Here is a 17,687-nt window from a genome sequence, read left to right as displayed (position 1 = left end):
TAAACTTAGTGTAATATTACCATTGACAATGATAATGATATTCATTATCATTTATTTGTAGATAATTGATAACATTTATCAATTATGAAAATTATATATGATAGGGGATATTATTTTGAAAAAAAGTTATATTAAGGCGCTAGTAGTAGCCACAACATTAGCAATTCCATTTGCTACATACTCTACTCCAGCATTAGCAGCACTAAAAGCTGAAGCAAACCAGTCGGTGGCAGCAGCTAGTGAACGTACATACGATACTGAGATTAAAATATATAAGGATCAAAAAGATGAGCCATCTATGGTTTCTCAGTACATAAAAAATCCTAAATTAGCAATTGAAGATGGGAAAAAAATCGTTACTGTAACAATACAAGATAGCGATTATTTTCAATATCTTAGAATAGAGGATAAAAACCAACCTGGTGTATTTCAAGATGTGAAAGTTTTATCAGAAGATAAGAGGAAAAATGGAACGAAAGTGGTCCAATTTGAAATTGGCGAATTTGAGAAGAAGCATAATATGCAAATGCATATACTTATTCCGGCCATCGGATATGATCACAAATATCAAGTTCAATTTGAAATTAAAGATCCAACTGTAGGTGACAAAGAAAAAGAGAAACCAGATGATAATTCTAATTCAGGCAATACGGAAACGGATCATCCAGTTGATAGTCAAAATATGATAACAGATAACAAATTAAGAGAACTTGTTAATAAAAAAGTATTTAATAGAAAAGATTTAAATACACCAATTACGAAAGAGGAGTTATTACAAGTAAAGGACTTGTTTTTAAACACGAATGAGATTCTTGATTATAGTGCATTAAAATATATGCCAAATTTAAAATCTTTAACAGTTGCGAATGCGAAGATAACAGATCCGTCGTTCTTTGCGAATTTAAAGCAATTAAATCATTTAGCTTTGCGTGGTAATGAATTTTCAGATGTAACACCACTTGTTAAGATGGATAATTTAGCATCTCTTGATTTGAGTAATAATAAAATTACAAACGTTGCACCACTCGTTGAAATGAAAAATGTAAAAAGTTTATATCTATCAGGCAACCAAATAGAAGACGTAACAGCATTAGCGAAAATGGAACAACTAGATTACTTGAATTTAGCAAATAATAAAATTACGAATGTTGCTCCATTAAGCGCGTTGAAAAATGTAACATACTTAACTTTAGCAGGTAATCAAATTGAAGATATTAAACCGTTATATTCATTACCTTTAAAAGATTTAGTATTAACGCGTAATAAAGTTAAAGATTTATCGGGTATTGATCAAATGAATCAATTAAATAAATTATTTATCGGTAAAAATCAAATTGAAGATGTGACACCACTTGCTAAAATGACTCAGCTTACAGAATTAGATGTACCTAATAATGAGTTAAAGGATATTACTCCATTATCAAATCTAGTAAACTTACAAAAACTTGATTTAGAAGCAAATTATATTTCAGACTTATCGCCAGTTAGTAAGTTGAATAAGTTAGTATATTTAAGTTTTGTTGCAAATGAAATCCGCGATGTTAGACCAGTAATAGAACTAAGTAAGAAGGCTTATATTAATGTTCAAAACCAAAAAGTCTTTCTAGAGGATACAGAAGTAAATAAAGAAGTAAAAGTACCTATATACGAAAAAGACGGCGAGGTATCTACAAAAATCCGTCTGAAGAGTGATGGTGGTATGTATAGTAATGGTGTAGTGAAATGGAGTACACCAGGTGAGAAAGTATATGAATTTGGAGTGAAAGATCCATTTGCAGATACAGGTATTTTCTTTACAGGATCTGTAATTCAAAATGTAGTAGAAAGTAAAGGGGACAACAATTCTAAAGAAAACAATACTTCTAAAGAAGATGAAAAAGTAGAAGTAGTAGAATTTAAAGATGTACCAAAAGGACATTGGTCAGAAGAAGCAATTCATTATTTAGCGAAAGAAAATATTTTCAAGGGATATGGAAATGGACAATTTGGATTTGGGGATCGTATTACTCGTGGACAAGTTGCGTCTTTAGTACAAAGGTACTTGAAATTAGAAAATAAAGTAGAGCAGAAAGAGAGATTTACAGATACGAAAGGGCATATGTTTGAGCAAGAGATTGCCACAGTTGCGCAAGCTGGAATTATGCAAGGAGATGGTACTGGGGAGTTCCGTCCAGATGGAGTATTAACTCGATACGAAATGTCAGTAGTATTACAAAAAGTATTTCAGTTAAAGGGAAATGAAAAGAGTGTAGAGAGCTTTACTGATGTGCCAAAAGGTCATTGGGCAGAAGGCTATGTGAAAGCTTTAGCGGATAATAATATATCAAAAGGTGATGGAAAAGGAAACTTTTTAGGTGATGATTTCGTAACACGTGAACAATATGCACAGTTTTTATATAACGCAATAAAGAAATAAAAGATGAGAAAATACGTTATTCTTTGATTTAAAAAGAATAACGTATTTTTTATGTACAAAATGAAATAGGGAATAGACAGAAGTATAGATATATGGATGGCCCATTTTAAAGAAGAGCTATGAAACTATATTGACAAAAAGGCGTTATCATGTGATAATTCAATTAATTTTTAGAATAATCAAAAAATACTCCTTTTACATAGAAAGGATTCGAACATTATATAAATATTATGCCGGGGGTGACGAAATGTTATTTTTTCTAAAAAAATGGAATGAATTAAAAGATGTGAAATCTGAATTGGCACTTCGTGATTGGTTTTATGGTACAAAAATTAGTTTATCACTCTGTACGTCAAAAGAGCCGTTAACTTTTTTAATAAACGTTGAGGGAAGAGATAAAGGGTTATTTTCAGAAGAAGACTTTATTGTTGTTAATTGTATGTGTGAGCCAGTATTTGAAAATGAAGAAAAACCAGCTGCAGAATCGTTTATGCATGCGGATATTTATAAAAAAAGTAGTGCAGAATGTATTTTACAAGTGCAGACTGTAGATAGTCATTTAATATCAGAGTTATATGGAGAAGAAGGGGAAGTAACATTCGATAAACGTAGTGTGGAACGTGTTTTTGGAAAAGAAGGTATAACAGAAATGACAATTCCCATTGTAGAAGATGAGAAGAAATTTGCTGATTTATTAGAAAATAATGTACCGAATTTTATTGAAGGTGGAGGAGTAGTTCTTGTTCATAATTATGGCATGATTGTGTGGGGGAAAACTCCAGAAGAAGCGAAAAAATGGCTAGAGGGTATAGAATATTTAATGAATTACCATGTAAAGTTGTTAATGATAAAAGGTGCAAAGAGCTCTGTTATATAAAATGTTTGTGATGTCGTTACAAGTCAATAAAAAATGAAAGCGTTTTAAAAATAATTTCACTCATAAAATATAGGTCTCCTTATTATATATAGATTACATGTTGACATGTAAGGAGGAACATATTTTGCGAGTTAAATATCATTTTCTGCCAAAACAGCAAGTAACATTTTGCAAAATGAACGATTCAGGTGAAGAGGCTTTGCACATTATGAATGAAACGGGATTTCGAGCAATCCCTGTATTAGCAGAAGATGAAAAGAAATTCATAGGGATTATTTATAAAGTAGATCTTTTAGAAAAGAAGTGTAATAGCGGATTAGAGAAATTAAGTGCGGAACATATGCTGGGAGATTCCTCCGCATTTATTTTTGAAAAGGATTCTTTTTTTAGAGCATTTTATGTTATTCGTCGACTTCCATTTTTAGCTGTGCTAAATGACTATAATGAATTTGTCGGTATCTTAACGCATTCCAATATCTTTGATGTTATTGAAGATTCATTCGGTATGCGGACGGGTGGTTATATATTAACAATTGCAACACAAGATTGTAAGGGAACGATTAAAGAACTTGGGACATTGTTGAAAGCATTTAATATCGGTGGATTATTTACACTAGATAACGGTGATCAATATATTCGCCGCGTTATCATAAATATAGCAGATGAGTTAAATGAAAAAAGATTAAAGCAATTAATCGAAAAAATAGAGAAAAAAGGATTCAGGGTGAGTCATGTAGATTATATTTAAGGTGAAAAGGAAAGGTACCAATTTGCTATATGCAGATTGGTACCTTTTTAGTGTGAGTAATGAATCTTATTTTGAAACAGGAGGTGGAGATAGTGCTAAATCAGATAAAAAAATAAAATCTGCATGCGCGCGAATGTTAGGAATAGAAGTTTCTATAACACGTGATGTAATTTCACCTGGAGGTCCAACGTGTCCAATAGCTACCATAATCGGTTTTTCTTGAAGTTTTTTAATGAGTAATTGGGCTTGTTTTGAAATATGTGCCGCCGTATACACATCATCAAAAAATAATTGATTTTCAATAATAGGCACTCCTAATTCTTTCCCGATTTTTGGGACAACACTCTTAGGATTTGTTTTGCTATCTAAATAAAATAAACCGTGTTTTTTACAAGCTGCAAGTATAAGTCGTACAATTCTTTCGTCCGCGGTCACTTTTGATCCCATATGATTGTTCATGCCAATTGCATGCGGTACTTCTTGAATCGCTTGTTCGAGTCGTTTATTTATTTCTTCGTCGCTTAAATCAGTTGTAATTGCTTTTGGTCCAAGCCATTCTTTTTTACCTTTAATAGGTTCCATTGGCATATGTATAATAACTTCGTGCCCTTTCTTATGAGCCGCTATCGCATCTTCCTTTGTGGAAGGGAGAAAAGGCATAACGGCAACAGTCAGTGGAATAGGAAGTGATAACATTTTATCAGTCCCCTTCATATTATTGCCGAAGTCATCAATGACAATAGCGACTTTGTTTGTATGGGCCTTTGCTTGAACAGGAAACAAGAAGGATGGTAAAAACATAGTAAATATAAGCAATGCAATCGTATATTTGCGCATATAAATATTTCCTTTCTATTTTATCCCGCTATTTGCGAGCAGTGAGGAATGGACAAAATCCCCAATGATTAAATTTCACTTTATCAATCATCATTATGTTTTGCGTTTTTATATAAATTAAACAAAAAATGTCGAAGAAAAGTATATGGAAAATAGAGAATCCGCTATTTAATTGGTATTTGTAAAAAAAGAAGATGAAAAAAATGTCTATTATTGCGAATGTATTTACAAAGATAGAATAATTTGTAATAATTCTCAAAGTGAGGGTAAAGATTTGTAAATTACAGGGAGAAAATGTTAAATTTTCTGATTCTTCAAATTCAAATATGATTAAGTAGTTAAAAGGCCGATGGAGAAGTAAAGTCGAGAGCACGGAAGTATAATAAGGGGGATATGGATGTTTACTGTAAAAAGGAAGTACACATTAGAAAAGCTTTCACGTGATATTCATATGAAACGTGAAGAAATGATTCAATTAGGTTTAACAAGTGGGTTAAATAGTATGGAGACAATTCAAGTGAGTCAAGAATTGGACAAGCTTATTTTACAGTACCAGTGTTATAAAGAAAAACAAACACCAAAATGGTTATCAATTATAAAGGTACCTACTTTTCAAATTGGGTATGAAGGGAAATCAAGTAATTTTTGGCGAATGCTTGTGGCTGGTTTTATGAAATAAGTATAATTACCCTTTTGGGATAAGGATAATTATACTAGGTGTAACGGAATTTCGATATGAACTGTCGTTCCTTCATTTTCTGTACTATCAATAAAAATATGCCCATTGTACATCTCTACAATTCGTTTACATATGACAAGTCCAAGACCGGTTCCAGTATCTTTATTAGTAAAGAACGGATGAAAGAGGTGTTTTTGAATATGTTTTGGAATTCCTTTTCCAGTATCTGTAATTTTCAATTGTGCGTGTGTCTCATTGTTTGTTACGGAAATGGTCAGTGTGTCACCAGAATTCATGGCTTCAATTGCATTTTTTGTAATGTTTAAAACCACTTGTTTCATATGGTCTTTTGAGCAACGGATATGAACAGGATGGTCTGGCAAATGTAAATGGAATACAATGTTATGTAGATTCGCCTCAGATTGAATAATTAATGCTACCTCATTTAGAATGGTTCTCACATCATATGTTTGTTCAATGATAGCAGTTGGCTTTCCAAGAATAAGAAATTCGCTTACAATTTCATTAATCCGTTCTATTTCTTGTTCGATGATGGAAAAATAAAACTGATCTTGTTCATCTTTATATTTCTCTTTTAATAGAGCGACGAGCCCTTTAATTCCGGTAAGAGGATTACGGATTTCGTGGGCTGTACTAGCTGCAAAAGTTCCAACTAATTCAATTTTTTGTAGTTCATTTTGTTGTCTTTCCAGTTTTGTTTGACGTTTTAACAACATATATTGAGCAAGTAAAAATAAAATAGACATTAAAAATAAAGTAGCTATACACTCTATTGCAACCCACTGATATAAAGTTTTTTGATGGATAGGCAATGGAGAAACAGAGACCTTCCAATTTAATCTTTTGAGTGGGGTAGTAAGCATATTAGAATGCGCATCACTTGTTTCGTTATTATCATCGGTGAGAAAAACTACATCATGTTTATCAGTTACTTCAAAATGATATTGTGGCTTAATGGCATTTAAAGATGCTGAAATGTAGTCAAAGCGTAAACTTGCTAACAATAAGCCTGAGATTTCCTTCTGTTTATTGAAAATGGGAGAAGCAATCATAATAGCTTGATGTCCAAGAACACGATCTGTAATGACTGATGATACAGTTGTTTTCTTCGTTTGCAATACGTCTTGAATATATTTGCGATCTGAGACATCAACAGGTGGCCGGTCGCCTTCAGATGCGATTGTAATGATTCCTTCTGGTGTAGCGTAATATAAACCAGAAAAACGTGCATCGTTTCCATCTGTATCATGTACAATTTGTTTAACTCCATTTATATTTCCAGTCTCGGTTCCTACGACCTTTGAGAGCATTTTTAATGCGGAAATTGCTTCACCAAGGTGATGATCTAAATAGTCTCTATATAAAAAGAGAACCGTGTGAGCAGATAGTTTGTTTTCCTGCTTCATTTTATACGAATGATATGAATAAAATGTAGCACCAATCCCTATCGTTGGTAGGATAACAAGAACTATATATAAAACTATGCTGTGGAATTTGACTTTCAAATTTGGTACTCCTTCTTTTTTATTATCATTATATATAAACTATGTTAAAATTGTCATGTTTTTATTCAAGAATCATTCATACTATATTTGGGGAGAGGAAATGAATGAGTGAATACTCATTCGGAATTCACATGAAGTACTAAGTTGTTTTTTCTTTTTATTACTGAGAATTTAAGTGAAGGGTTGAAAGTTGTATGACATCAAATAATGAACGAGAAGATATTTCTCAATCTTTAAAAGTATTTATTGCATTATCTCGTGTACATCGTTCTGTTATGGATACTACAAATAAATCTATACAAAGTAACGGGTTAAATCCAACTGAATTTGCTGTATTAGAACTGTTATATCATAAAGGCGGTCAACCACTTCAGCAAATTGGTGAGCGTATTTTAATAGCTAGTGGCAGCATTACATATGTTGTAGATAAGCTAGAGAAAAAGGGACTAGTAAAGAGAATTCCGTGCCCGAATGACAGACGTGTTATTTATGCACAACTAACTGAATCTGGAGAGAGCTTTATTGCTTCTATTTTTCCAGGGCATGAGCAAGTTATACATCATTCTTTTGAAATGTTAACGAAAGAGGAAAAGGATGAATTACTTGCTCTATTAAAAAAGATTGGAAAATATGAAAAATAATAGTATGTTCCAAAAGAGCTTTGGATAAAGAAATCCAAGGTTCTTTTGTTTACATGTAATTATGACAGCATCTGCCGTATTTTGTTGAAGAATAAGAGGAGATTTGTAAGTAAGCATTGAATTATAGTAAGGATGCACATAATGGAGAGGAGGCTCGTTCATGTCATTTAAAGACTATGAATATAAACGGCCAAATATTGAAGAATTAAAAGAAAAGTTTACCGTTGCTTTAGAGAAGTTTGATAACGTAAAAACGGTAGAAGAACAAAAACAAGTCATCAATTCAATTAACGAAATTCGCAACGACTTCGGTACAATGGGGAACCTTTGTTACATTCGTCATTCTGTTGATACGACAGATGCTTTTTATAAGGAAGAGCAAGATTTCTTTGATGAATTCTCTCCAGTTGTACAAGGATATGGTACAAAGTATTATAATGCGTTAATTCATTCTCCATTCCGTGAAGAATTAGAAGCGTATTATGGAAAGCAATTATTTGCTTTAGCGGAGTGTGATTTGAAAACATACTCTGATGAAGTTGTGAAAGATTTACAATTAGAGAATAAATTGTCTTCACAATATACACAGTTATTAGCATCTGCAAAAATTGACTTTGCAGGAGAAGAAAGAACGTTATCGCAACTGATTCCGTTTATGCAAGGGAAAGAAAGAAGTGAACGTAAAGCAGCAAGTGAAGCATATTACGGATTTTTAGCTGAGAATGAGGAAGAGTTAGATCGTATTTATGATGAGCTTGTTAAAGTGAGAACGAAAATCGCCAAATCTTTAGGTTTCAAAAACTTTGTTGAACTTGGATATGCAAGAATGTACCGTACAGATTATAATGCGGAAATGGTGGCGAATTATCGTCAGCAAGTACTAGATTATATCGTTCCCGTTACAACGGAGTTAAGAAAACGACAACAAGCACGTATTGGTGTAGAGAAGTTAGCATATTACGACGAAAACTTTGAGTTTGCTACTGGTAATCCAACTCCAAAAGGAGATGCGGATTGGATTGTTAATCATGGGAAAACGATGTATAAAGAGTTATCGGCTGAAACGGATGAATTTTTCAATTTCATGCTAGATAATGATTTATTAGATTTAGTTGCGAAAAAAGGAAAAGCTGGTGGCGGATATTGTACATATATTGAGAATTATAAAGCGCCATTTATTTTCTCAAACTTCAACGGAACATCTGGCGACATTGATGTATTAACACATGAAGCTGGTCACGCTTTCCAAGTATATGAAAGTCGTAAGTTTGAAATTCCAGAATACAATTGGCCAACGTATGAAGCATGTGAAATTCATTCTATGAGTATGGAATTCTTTACATGGCCATGGATGAAGTCATTCTTTGAAGAAGATGCAGATAAATATTATTTCTCTCACTTAAGTTCAGCACTTCTGTTTTTACCGTATGGTGTATCTGTTGATGAATACCAACATTATGTATATGAAAATCCAGAAGCATCACCAGAAGAGCGTAAGACAGCATGGCGTAATATAGAGAAAAAGTATTTGCCGCATCGTGATTATGAAGATAATGATTATTTAGAGCGCGGTGGCTTCTGGCAACGTCAAGGACATATTTATAGCTCGCCGTTCTACTATATCGACTACACATTAGCACAAATTTGTGCACTGCAATTTTGGAAACGTGCAAGAGATAATAGACAAGAGGCATGGGAAGATTATGTGAATCTGTGTCAACAAGGTGGAAGTAAATCATTCTTGGAATTAGTAGAAGTTGCAAATTTAACATCACCATTTGCTGAAGGCTGTGTGAAAAGTGTCATTACAGAAATTGAAGCGTGGCTACGTGCGATTGACGACACAAAATTGTAAAAAACATGCGCTTTTTTTCACATGTTTAACATCGACATAACGAGAAAATGATGAGATAATAAAAGAAAATTCAGAATACTGAAGAGGTGTTTCTAATAAGGAGCACCTCTTTTCACCAACAAAAAGGGGGGAAAGAAGTATGCTTCAATCTAATATGGATGTGAGTTTAGAAAGTTTGGTGAACTCATTACAGTCTACTCGAAGCACGCTATTATCAGAAATTGAAATGTTAAATGATACAGAAGTGAATGTAAAGCCACGCCGTGATAAATGGAGTATTATTCAAATTTTGCATCACTTGCATTTAGTTGAACAATCAGTTACATCTGCCCTTGTATATGCTTTACAAAAAAATGAAAGAAACACGACTCCATTTAAAGACCTCCAACTTACGCTTGATCGCACACATAAACGAGAAGCTCCTCAGCAAATGGAACCAACAGAAACGTTAATGAAAAAACAGCAAGGAATTCAATTACTAGAACATTCACGACAAGAACTATTACACGCGCTTCATAGTGTGATAGATGAAAAAGATTTATTTGAAAATGGATTAAAGCATCCTATTTTTAACGATTTGAATTTGTATCAGTGGGTTCAATTTCTTGATTTGCATGAACAAAGACATCTTACGCAGTTAAAAGAGGCGAAACACGCAATTTTGCAACGATAATTAGAAGGAAGTGGGAGACCACTTCTTTTTTGATACGTGCATAGTTTTCTTTCTTATTTTGGAATACTACATGGAGAAAGAACAGAAGGAGTTGAAAAGTATGTCCAAGAAAAAGAAAGAAGAAGAGCGCGCGTGGAAAGCACGTAAAGAAAATCAAAAACCACATGGTAAAGTGAAAGCCTTTGCTGAATTAGTTGAAGGAACAGAAAAAACGTGATGAGTATTTCATCACGTTTTTTGTATGAGTGGAAAAGTTAATAAGAAGGTTGTACCTGTACCTTTTTCGCTTATAATATCAATTTTTCCGTTCATAGCCTGAATAACACTGAATACGACCATCATTCCAAGACCAGTTCCTTTTTCTTTCGTTGAGTAGAAAGGGGATCCAAGGCGTTTTACTTGTTCTTGATCCATACCAACTCCTGTATCTTTTATATACAATTGTATATGCTTATGGTCTGGAACTAAATTGAGTACGAGATCACCGCCTGTAGGCATTGCCTCAATACAGTTTTTTAAAATATTTAATAAACATTGGTTTAGTTTTTGTTTTTCACCAGCAATATAGAAAGATGTACTTTGTTTGATATAGTGGATACGAACATTTGTTAAATTAGCAAGAGGTGTGATTAAAGATAAGGCATGCAATAATTCTTCCTCTACTTGTAACTGTTGTTCTTTTTCAATACTTGGTTTCGCGAAAGTTAAGTAGTCTGTAAGAACATGATTTGCTTGTTCGATTCCGTTGATGGCTATGTCGATATATAATTTTCGCTCTTGCTCAGTGCATGTATTTGACTGCAAGAGTTGTAAAAATCCTTTTGTTGAAGTTAATGGATTGCGAATCTCATGAGAGATGGACGCTGCCATTTCTCCAATTAAATGGAATTTTTCGGCATTCATAAGTTCGTTTTGAAGACGAACTTGCATTTGTAGTATGTGTAGCAAATATAAAATAAGGATTGTTCCAATTATTGTACATATTTCGTACACGATAATATGGGGTATGTAATCGGCGCTATTTGTAACCTCTGAGAGGAAAGAAGGTACCCAGCCCAAGCTAAATATGAGACTGTAAAAGATAGCGAGTGCTATTTTTATTCGATTAGAACTTCGGTTAAAGAGTTTGTATGTTAATAGTAGAACAATAAACAGTAGAACCGAAGCGATAAGGGATGGAAAAACACCTATTCCCCCTAATAAGAAGCGGTATATGTTTAATACAGTTAAGATGGAAGCACCAGCAATAGGGCCCCCTGTTAATGTACCGACAATTAATACGATATGGCGCATATCAAATTGAAATCCATAATTTGTTTTTGCTCCGAAAGTAATACATAGTATGGTAGCGAGGCAACATAATGCAATAAATATAGCTGAATTTAATTTAGGAGAACGTTTCCCTTTTTGATTCCAAAATAAATGGTATACGAGCATTGTAACAAGGATGAATAATATATTTAGAAAGAGATAAATAATAAAGGGTTTCAGTGGGGTGCCTCCTCTCTTCTCGCATTAAATTCATCATACTATAAAATGAAAGAAATGAAATGAAAAATAGCGGAAAAATCAGAAATTTTTTCTGGTAGTATACAATATGTTACAATAAGCTTTGTCAATGAAAGAAGGAATTCCGTGCATTGCACGGGAGAGGTTCGCGAACTCCCTCTATAAAAAACTATGGAAACAACAATATCTTTAGGTATTGTTTTGTTTTTTTATTGTGACAGTTCAAGAACGTTCTTTCTTCTTATTCGTAGTAGAGAAGGAGAATGAGTGAAATGAAAAAAGAAAAGGCAGTTGTTGTTTTTAGTGGAGGACAAGATAGTACGACATGCTTATTTTGGGCAATAGAGCAGTTTGCAGAAGTAGAAGCTGTAACGTTTAATTACAATCAACGTCATAAACTAGAAATTGATTGTGCAGCGGAAATTGCGAAAGAGCTAGGAATTAAACATACGGTGCTAGATATGAGTCTATTAAATCAACTTGCTCCAAATGCGTTAACGAGAACGGATATGGAGATTACACATGAAGAAGGTGAATTGCCATCGACGTTTGTAGATGGACGAAATTTACTATTCCTATCATTTGCTGCTGTATTAGCAAAACAAGTTGGAGCACGTCATATTGTAACGGGTGTATGTGAAACTGATTTCAGTGGTTATCCAGATTGCCGTGACGTGTTTGTGAAATCGTTAAACGTTACTTTAAATTTATCCATGGATTATCCGTTCGTAATTCATACACCACTTATGTGGATTGATAAAGCGGAAACATGGAAATTATCAGATGAACTTGGAGCATTCGAGTTTGTTCGAGAAAAAACATTAACATGTTATAACGGAATCATTGGTGATGGTTGCGGTGAATGTCCAGCATGTCAGCTTCGTAAAGCAGGATTAGATACGTACCTACAAGAACGCGAAGGAGCAAATAACTAATGGATAATTTATTTGGATTTCGCATCGTAGAAAATTTGCAAAAAATGGACAAGGATATTCAGCGTAAACAGCTCAAATATCATAATAAAAGAGTAATGGTCAGCAAGGAATTTACATTTGATGCAGCACACCATTTACACTGTTATGAAGGGAAATGTAAAAACTTACATGGTCACACATATAAAGTTGTATTTGGGATTAGTGGATATGTAAATGAAATAGGTCTTGCGATTGACTTTGGAGATATAAAAGAAATTTGGAAGAATGAAATAGAAATTTATTTAGACCATCGTTATTTAAACGAAACGTTACCAGCAATGAATACGACTGCAGAAAACATGGTCGTTTGGATTTATGAAAAGATGGCAGAAGCATTACTAAAAGATAATCGTGCGAACGAATATAAAGGAGCTCGTGTTGAATTTGTTCGTCTTTTCGAGACGCCAACTAGTTATGCGGAAGTAAGACGGGAGTGGATGCTCGATGAGTAAAATCCCTGTCTTAGAAATATTTGGTCCGACCATTCAAGGTGAAGGAATGGTTGTGGGACAAAAGACGATGTTTATCCGTACAGCTGGCTGTGATTATAGTTGCGCATGGTGTGATTCTGCTTTTACGTGGGATGGATCGGCTAAGGAACAAATTAGACAGATGACAGCAGAGGACGTTTGGAACGAGCTTGTAGAAATTGGTGGCGAAAATTTTTCTCATGTTACGATTTCAGGTGGAAATCCAGCATTGTTGAAAAATATTGAGTTTCTTCTTTCTATATTAAAAGAGAATGGAATGCGGACGGCAATCGAAACGCAAGGGAGTAAATGGCAAGATTGGTTACTTCAAATTGATGAGATAACGATTTCTCCAAAACCACCAAGTTCGACGATGAATACTGATTTTCAGAAGTTAGATGCTGTTATTCAGAAACTAGCAGGAAAAGATATTAGTTTAAAGGTAGTAGTATTTGACGATTATGACTTTGAGTATGCAGTTAAGATGCACGAACGTTATCCAGATGTTCCATTCTTCTTACAAGTAGGGAATGATGATACAAAAACTGTGGATGATGCGATGTTGATTAAAAAATTATTAGATAAATACGAGTGGCTTATTGAAAAAGCGGTTAACTGTAAAGAAATGAATAATGCAAAAGTATTGCCACAGCTTCATGCGTTAGTATGGGGAAATAAACGCGGAGTATAATGAGAAGGGATGTTTAAAATGGCAGGAAGATTAGATGAAGATTTAAAAGATGTAACTTTATTAGGAAATCAAAATACAAAATATTTATTTGAATATAGCCCAGAAATTTTAGAGGTATTTGATAACAATCATCCAAACCGTGATTATTTTGTGAAATTTAATTGCCCTGAATTTACAAGTTTATGTCCGAAAACAGGTCAACCAGATTTTGCAACAATTTATATTAGCTACATTCCAGAACAAAGAATGGTAGAGAGTAAATCTTTAAAGCTATATTTATTTAGTTTCCGCAATCATGGTGACTTCCACGAAGATTGCATGAACGTTATTATGAATGATTTAATTAAATTAATGGATCCGCGTTACATTGAGGTATGGGGGAAATTCACACCACGTGGAGGGATTTCAATTGATCCTTACTGCAACTACGGTCGCCCAGGCACGAAGTATGAACAAATGGCAGACTACCGTATGATGAACCATGATCTATATCCAGAAACAATTGATAATCGTTAATATATAATAGAAAGAAAGGATCTGTATAACATACAGATCCTTTCTTTCTATTATATTATGCATTTTGATTAATGACAGTAGTATAACATACAGATCCTTTCTTTCTATTATATTATGCATTTTGATTAATGACAGTATAGTTTTTATGACTTACAACTGTAAGAGGTTCCATATCTAGTTCTCTAAAATTTTCCATAATTGTTATATCTACAATAACGGAGTTTTGATTTACTTTTTGAACACGGCCTTGCATTCCACCTTTAAATTCAATGATATCTCCAGTTTCTGCGATCTGCATAAGCAACTCTCCTTGTTACAGTTTTCCAAAAAAAGAATAATTTTGGGTTTTTTTTATTTCCTCTTATTTTGAACCATATTGTCTATTTTGTAAATGTTTCCAAAGTAAAAATTCGAAAAATATTCACATTTTGTAAGAAAATATGCAAGAACTCCAAGTTATTAGAAAAAAAGAACGGTTTAAATGCGCGCATCTTTATATAGGGGTATAATGAAAAAATACAATAACCTACTAAAGTGGGAGAAATTAGAGGCGGTAAAATGATGTTTGAATTTGTGGGGAGTGTTATAGCATTAACTTTATTTGTATTTTCTTATATAAATTTAAAAAAGATTCGTCATCATGAAACGACTACATATTTTGATGGGATGGATGGTATACATGCTGGGGTCACACATGAGAGTGGTGGGGATATGTAAAGGTGTATAACTTTCTTTTTTTGCGTGGTATGATATGTAAAAATAGTACATAATAGAGTTCGTAAGTGATGAATGGAGAGTGGAAAGAATGAAGATTTCTTTTATTCGTCATGGCCGCTTAGATCGTACTATAGAACCAATGACGGTTACATCCTTTCATGAATGGATGAAAGGATATGACTTACATACTATAACAGAAAAAGCACCTATACCAATGGAAACAATGGAAGCGGTTGAAGCAGCAAAGTTGACTGTAACGAGTAATCAAAGGTGTGCTATACAGTCAGCAGCTGAATTAATGAATTCTTTATCTTTTATGCAAAATTCTCTTTTTAGGGAAGCTGAAATTCCGACGAATTTTTATGCTCCAACATGGTTGAAATGTAAACCTAACGTATGGATGTTTATCGGGCGAACATTATGGATACTTGGTTACCATAAAGGTGTTGAGTCTTATAAGGAAGTAAGAGAGAGGGCAAGGCAAGCGGCTTACTTATTACACCGTTATGCTCTCGTACATGGAAGTATTGCTCTTGTAGGTCATAATTACATTAATGCAATGGTTGGTGCGGAGCTGAGAGCGATGGGATGGTCTGGCTCTCCTATTTTACATAGGAAGCCATGGGGATGTACAACCTATACATTCCACGAAGCGATGGATGGAAATATATTAAATACAAAATTAACATAAAAGCACACGATTTATATATAAATCGTGTGCTTTCTTTTTAAGATATAGAAATTTTGATGTTTAATGTTTTTACGAGGTGTGCATAAGGTTCGCCTACAAGCATAACGATTTGATCTTTTTTATAACCTAGTTTTTCATATAGTGAATAGGCACGTTTGTTTTCTAAATTAACAAGTAATGCGATTTTTTCATGCTCCTTTTCAGTTGCATGGATTTCAGCAGCTTCAATTAATTGAGAACCGATTCCTTTTCCGCCATATGCACTTGAAACTGATAATGTATCAATGTAATATTCATCAAGTTCAGCTTCTTTTTCTAATGTAATTGATTCATCTTTATGTAATTCTCTTAAGTAATGTACAATTGGTGCATCAAGACTTGTTGCTTCACTACCGTGATAAGCGACAATAACCCCAACTGCAACCCCGTCTTGTACATATACAAAACAGTTTTCATAGCTCAGTCGATTTCTCTCTTTTGAGAACCATGTTTCAAGTCCTAGTAATACTTCTGTCTCAACTGTGCTGCCTGTGATTTTTTCAGCAATTTCGTGCAGAGCGTTATATAATAAAGGTGCAATTGCCTTCGCATCTGTCTTTTTTGCTTTCCGAATCATAGTATCCCTCCTAATTCTATTTATATATTGTAGCATAGTGGTATGGAACTTTGCATAATTGAATGCTGAAATGATTGATATAGAGAAGTAGCTATGTTAGTATATGATATTTAGTGGACATATACTAAAGAGATCTTTTTTGAAAAATAATGAAAATGAAATGAAGGTATAGCACCTGGATAATTTTACAGTTGTTGACCTATAGAATATACGATAAAATAAAATATTGCATAGAGGTGAAATACATGGATAAAGAATTAGCAAATGCAATTTTGGATCAGCTGAAAAATGGTGAAATAAAGGAGTATGTTGTTACGAAAGATGTATTTTATACGTTCAGAGAAGTTGTAGTAAGTCGAGAAGATTTTAAACATATTATTGGGAACGCACAGCGCGGCGGACAAGTAATTTATACATATTCAGAAACGCCACGTTCGTAACTAGAAGAATATAGGGAGGGGAATTATGGGCGATTTTAAACAAGGCATATTACCGCATTGGGATTATATGTGGAAAGATAGAGCTGGCAATAGGTTTATGGGGATGGTCATGTATCCAGAGAAACGAAAGTGTTCGGCAAAAATGCTTCAGAAAATAAAAAGAGCATATGAAGAGGCTATAGAAATTAAAGTAACCGTACAAGTTCAACATACATATCAGTACGTAGAAGGAATGATTGTGTACTTTGATGAAGAAGCTCCTGTATGTACAATGATTGATAAAGATGAAAATCCACATCATATATTTGTAAAAGATATTTTGCGCATTGAGCACTCAGAATAATCTTTTCATAAATAAGTTGAATTTCCATAATAATAATCTTTTTCTATAATAGTTATCTTTTAGTATGTAACGTGAACCGAAAGTATATGTATAATATTTAATAAAGTAACACTGATAAATGTAATCGTTTTTTAGAACAGATTATCGTTTCATGTCTGTTCTTTTTTGCGTGATGCTGGAGAAATATATTCCTCCAGCATTTGCCGTTTTATGACAAAATATATTGGTAACTTTTTTAAAAATAAGGTTAAATTCGTTGACAACTTTTTTGAAAAGCACTTTATTGACATGAGTTTTAGAATGTTGTTTCATAGTCATTGTATTGAAAAAAATCGACTGTCTTGTCGAAAAGTAAAATTTAAAAAAAGAAAGAATTTATACATATATCTTGTGTCTTATTTTGAAACGTAATACAATATATAGAGAAATCAAGAAACAACATACAGAGAGTATAGATTGGAGAGGGAG

21 protein-coding genes and 1 riboswitch are annotated in these 17,687 nt (G+C 33.5%); of the genes, 16 read left to right on the top strand and 5 right to left on the bottom strand.

Features of this window, described 5'->3' with window-relative positions:
- Nucleotides 1-115: 115 nt before the first annotated feature.
- The 3 genes from DM800_RS11790 to cbpA all read left to right on the top strand — a co-directional run bounded on the left by DM800_RS11790 (nt 116) and on the right by cbpA (nt 4,041).
- Nucleotides 116-2,416, top strand: a complete 2,301-nt coding sequence (locus DM800_RS11790) for an NEAT domain-containing leucine-rich repeat protein (RefSeq protein WP_147786882.1) — start codon at nt 116-118, stop codon at nt 2,414-2,416.
- A 247-nt stretch (nt 2,417-2,663) separates the two neighbouring features.
- Nucleotides 2,664-3,293, top strand: coding sequence for a class II aldolase/adducin family protein (locus DM800_RS11785; RefSeq protein ID WP_048545015.1), 630 nt, complete (start codon nt 2,664-2,666; stop codon nt 3,291-3,293).
- Nucleotides 3,294-3,417: 124 nt separating this feature from the next.
- On the top strand, nt 3,418-4,041 hold the full coding sequence (gene cbpA, locus DM800_RS11780; protein ID WP_087984808.1) for a cyclic di-AMP binding protein CbpA: 624 nt from the start codon (nt 3,418-3,420) through the stop codon (nt 4,039-4,041).
- Nucleotides 4,042-4,107: 66 nt separating this feature from the next.
- Here the strand turns inward: cbpA and DM800_RS11775 are convergent, their stop codons facing one another.
- A complete protein-coding gene (locus DM800_RS11775) occupies nt 4,108-4,878 on the bottom strand; it encodes a divergent polysaccharide deacetylase family protein (RefSeq protein WP_087984809.1) in 771 nt (256 codons plus the stop codon).
- A 397-nt stretch (nt 4,879-5,275) separates the two neighbouring features.
- On the opposite strand from DM800_RS11775, the gene DM800_RS11770 reads away from it, so the two are divergent.
- Complete coding sequence (locus tag DM800_RS11770) at nt 5,276-5,557, top strand: aspartyl-phosphate phosphatase Spo0E family protein (protein ID WP_087984810.1); 282 nt, start codon at nt 5,276-5,278, stop codon at nt 5,555-5,557.
- 29 nt (nt 5,558-5,586) lie between these two features.
- Here DM800_RS11770 and DM800_RS11765 read toward each other — a convergent pair whose 3' ends face one another.
- On the bottom strand, nt 5,587-7,083 hold the full coding sequence (locus DM800_RS11765; protein WP_147786881.1) for a DUF3149 domain-containing protein: 1,497 nt from the start codon (nt 7,081-7,083) through the stop codon (nt 5,587-5,589).
- 194 nt (nt 7,084-7,277) lie between these two features.
- On the opposite strand from DM800_RS11765, the gene DM800_RS11760 reads away from it, so the two are divergent.
- The 4 genes from DM800_RS11760 (at nt 7,278) to DM800_RS29600 (ending at nt 10,469) form a co-directional block, all read left to right on the top strand.
- Entirely contained in the window at nt 7,278-7,724 is a 447-nt protein-coding gene (locus DM800_RS11760; RefSeq protein ID WP_087984812.1) for a MarR family winged helix-turn-helix transcriptional regulator, read from the top strand.
- Nucleotides 7,725-7,884: 160 nt separating this feature from the next.
- Nucleotides 7,885-9,579, top strand: coding sequence for a M3 family oligoendopeptidase (locus tag DM800_RS11755; RefSeq protein ID WP_087984813.1), 1,695 nt, complete (start codon nt 7,885-7,887; stop codon nt 9,577-9,579).
- 139 nt (nt 9,580-9,718) lie between these two features.
- Nucleotides 9,719-10,252 (top strand): DinB family protein, encoded by a 534-nt coding sequence (locus DM800_RS11750; protein ID WP_087984814.1) that lies wholly within the window; start codon nt 9,719-9,721, stop codon nt 10,250-10,252.
- Nucleotides 10,253-10,352: 100 nt separating this feature from the next.
- Complete coding sequence (locus DM800_RS29600) at nt 10,353-10,469, top strand: DUF6254 family protein (protein ID WP_000038254.1); 117 nt, start codon at nt 10,353-10,355, stop codon at nt 10,467-10,469.
- Nucleotides 10,470-10,480: 11 nt separating this feature from the next.
- Here the strand turns inward: DM800_RS29600 and DM800_RS11740 are convergent, their stop codons facing one another.
- Nucleotides 10,481-11,689 carry an ATP-binding protein gene (locus DM800_RS11740; RefSeq protein ID WP_087984815.1) on the bottom strand — a complete coding sequence of 403 codons (1,209 nt, stop codon included), beginning with the start codon at nt 11,687-11,689 and terminating at the stop codon, nt 10,481-10,483.
- Nucleotides 11,690-11,896: 207 nt separating this feature from the next.
- A riboswitch (PreQ1 riboswitch) is annotated at nt 11,897-11,940 on the top strand.
- Nucleotides 11,941-12,033: 93 nt separating this feature from the next.
- Between DM800_RS11740 and queC the strand changes: the two genes are divergently transcribed.
- Genes queC through queF form a run of 4 tightly spaced genes read left to right on the top strand, consistent with a single transcriptional unit; the run spans nt 12,034 to nt 14,412 of the window.
- On the top strand, nt 12,034-12,696 hold the full coding sequence (gene queC / locus DM800_RS11735; RefSeq protein WP_000711595.1) for a 7-cyano-7-deazaguanine synthase QueC: 663 nt from the start codon (nt 12,034-12,036) through the stop codon (nt 12,694-12,696).
- Nucleotides 12,696-13,187: a 6-carboxytetrahydropterin synthase QueD gene (queD, locus tag DM800_RS11730; RefSeq protein ID WP_087984816.1), complete on the top strand. Its 492-nt coding sequence runs from the start codon at nt 12,696-12,698 to the stop codon at nt 13,185-13,187. The genes queC and queD overlap by 1 nt, the downstream gene beginning before the upstream one ends.
- Nucleotides 13,180-13,896: a 7-carboxy-7-deazaguanine synthase QueE gene (gene queE / locus DM800_RS11725; RefSeq protein ID WP_000036302.1), complete on the top strand. Its 717-nt coding sequence runs from the start codon at nt 13,180-13,182 to the stop codon at nt 13,894-13,896. The genes queD and queE overlap by 8 nt, the downstream gene beginning before the upstream one ends.
- An 18-nt stretch (nt 13,897-13,914) precedes the next feature.
- Nucleotides 13,915-14,412, top strand: coding sequence for a preQ(1) synthase (gene queF / locus DM800_RS11720; RefSeq protein ID WP_000918895.1), 498 nt, complete (start codon nt 13,915-13,917; stop codon nt 14,410-14,412).
- Nucleotides 14,413-14,524: 112 nt separating this feature from the next.
- Here queF and DM800_RS11715 read toward each other — a convergent pair whose 3' ends face one another.
- Entirely contained in the window at nt 14,525-14,710 is a 186-nt protein-coding gene (locus tag DM800_RS11715) for a YkvS family protein (RefSeq protein WP_001165081.1), read from the bottom strand.
- A 236-nt stretch (nt 14,711-14,946) separates the two neighbouring features.
- Here DM800_RS11715 and DM800_RS29160 point away from each other — a divergent pair, with 236 nt between their 5' ends.
- Complete coding sequence (locus DM800_RS29160) at nt 14,947-15,129, top strand: hypothetical protein (protein ID WP_000503926.1); 183 nt, start codon at nt 14,947-14,949, stop codon at nt 15,127-15,129.
- Nucleotides 15,130-15,217: 88 nt separating this feature from the next.
- Nucleotides 15,218-15,820 (top strand): histidine phosphatase family protein, encoded by a 603-nt coding sequence (locus DM800_RS11710; protein ID WP_087984818.1) that lies wholly within the window; start codon nt 15,218-15,220, stop codon nt 15,818-15,820.
- Between the two features lie 37 nt (nt 15,821-15,857).
- Here DM800_RS11710 and DM800_RS11705 read toward each other — a convergent pair whose 3' ends face one another.
- Entirely contained in the window at nt 15,858-16,436 is a 579-nt protein-coding gene (locus DM800_RS11705; RefSeq protein WP_048544992.1) for a GNAT family N-acetyltransferase, read from the bottom strand.
- Between the two features lie 245 nt (nt 16,437-16,681).
- Between DM800_RS11705 and DM800_RS11700 the strand changes: the two genes are divergently transcribed.
- Nucleotides 16,682-16,876 (top strand): hypothetical protein, encoded by a 195-nt coding sequence (locus tag DM800_RS11700; protein WP_000356682.1) that lies wholly within the window; start codon nt 16,682-16,684, stop codon nt 16,874-16,876.
- Between the two features lie 25 nt (nt 16,877-16,901).
- A complete protein-coding gene (locus DM800_RS11695; RefSeq protein WP_000502198.1) occupies nt 16,902-17,219 on the top strand; it encodes a hypothetical protein in 318 nt (105 codons plus the stop codon).
- The last annotated feature ends 468 nt before the right edge of the window (nt 17,220-17,687 follow it).

It is taken from the genome of Bacillus sp. AY18-3 (assembly GCF_008042305.1).
GTDB lineage: Bacteria > Bacillota > Bacilli > Bacillales > Bacillaceae_G > Bacillus_A > Bacillus_A wiedmannii.
The sequence above is the reverse complement of the archived record's forward strand: the minus strand, read 5'-3'. Positions and strand labels throughout refer to the sequence as shown.

Coding starts and splice junctions, on each gene's coding strand:
- DM800_RS11750 (WP_087984814.1), top strand. CDS start 9,719: ATGCTTCAATCTAATATGGATGTGAGTTTAGAAAGTTTGGTGAACTCA.
- queC (WP_000711595.1), top strand. CDS start 12,034: ATGAAAAAAGAAAAGGCAGTTGTTGTTTTTAGTGGAGGACAAGATAGT.
- DM800_RS11785 (WP_048545015.1), top strand. CDS start 2,664: ATGTTATTTTTTCTAAAAAAATGGAATGAATTAAAAGATGTGAAATCT.
- DM800_RS29600 (WP_000038254.1), top strand. CDS start 10,353: ATGTCCAAGAAAAAGAAAGAAGAAGAGCGCGCGTGGAAAGCACGTAAA.
- DM800_RS11775 (WP_087984809.1), bottom strand. CDS start 4,878: ATGCGCAAATATACGATTGCATTGCTTATATTTACTATGTTTTTACCA.
- DM800_RS11700 (WP_000356682.1), top strand. CDS start 16,682: ATGGATAAAGAATTAGCAAATGCAATTTTGGATCAGCTGAAAAATGGT.
- DM800_RS11715 (WP_001165081.1), bottom strand. CDS start 14,710: ATGCAGATCGCAGAAACTGGAGATATCATTGAATTTAAAGGTGGAATG.
- DM800_RS11755 (WP_087984813.1), top strand. CDS start 7,885: ATGTCATTTAAAGACTATGAATATAAACGGCCAAATATTGAAGAATTA.
- DM800_RS11705 (WP_048544992.1), bottom strand. CDS start 16,436: ATGATTCGGAAAGCAAAAAAGACAGATGCGAAGGCAATTGCACCTTTA.
- queF (WP_000918895.1), top strand. CDS start 13,915: ATGGCAGGAAGATTAGATGAAGATTTAAAAGATGTAACTTTATTAGGA.
- DM800_RS11710 (WP_087984818.1), top strand. CDS start 15,218: ATGAAGATTTCTTTTATTCGTCATGGCCGCTTAGATCGTACTATAGAA.
- queD (WP_087984816.1), top strand. CDS start 12,696: ATGGATAATTTATTTGGATTTCGCATCGTAGAAAATTTGCAAAAAATG.
- DM800_RS11695 (WP_000502198.1), top strand. CDS start 16,902: ATGGGCGATTTTAAACAAGGCATATTACCGCATTGGGATTATATGTGG.
- DM800_RS11770 (WP_087984810.1), top strand. CDS start 5,276: ATGTTTACTGTAAAAAGGAAGTACACATTAGAAAAGCTTTCACGTGAT.
- DM800_RS11760 (WP_087984812.1), top strand. CDS start 7,278: ATGACATCAAATAATGAACGAGAAGATATTTCTCAATCTTTAAAAGTA.
- DM800_RS11740 (WP_087984815.1), bottom strand. CDS start 11,689: ATGCTCGTATACCATTTATTTTGGAATCAAAAAGGGAAACGTTCTCCT.
- queE (WP_000036302.1), top strand. CDS start 13,180: ATGAGTAAAATCCCTGTCTTAGAAATATTTGGTCCGACCATTCAAGGT.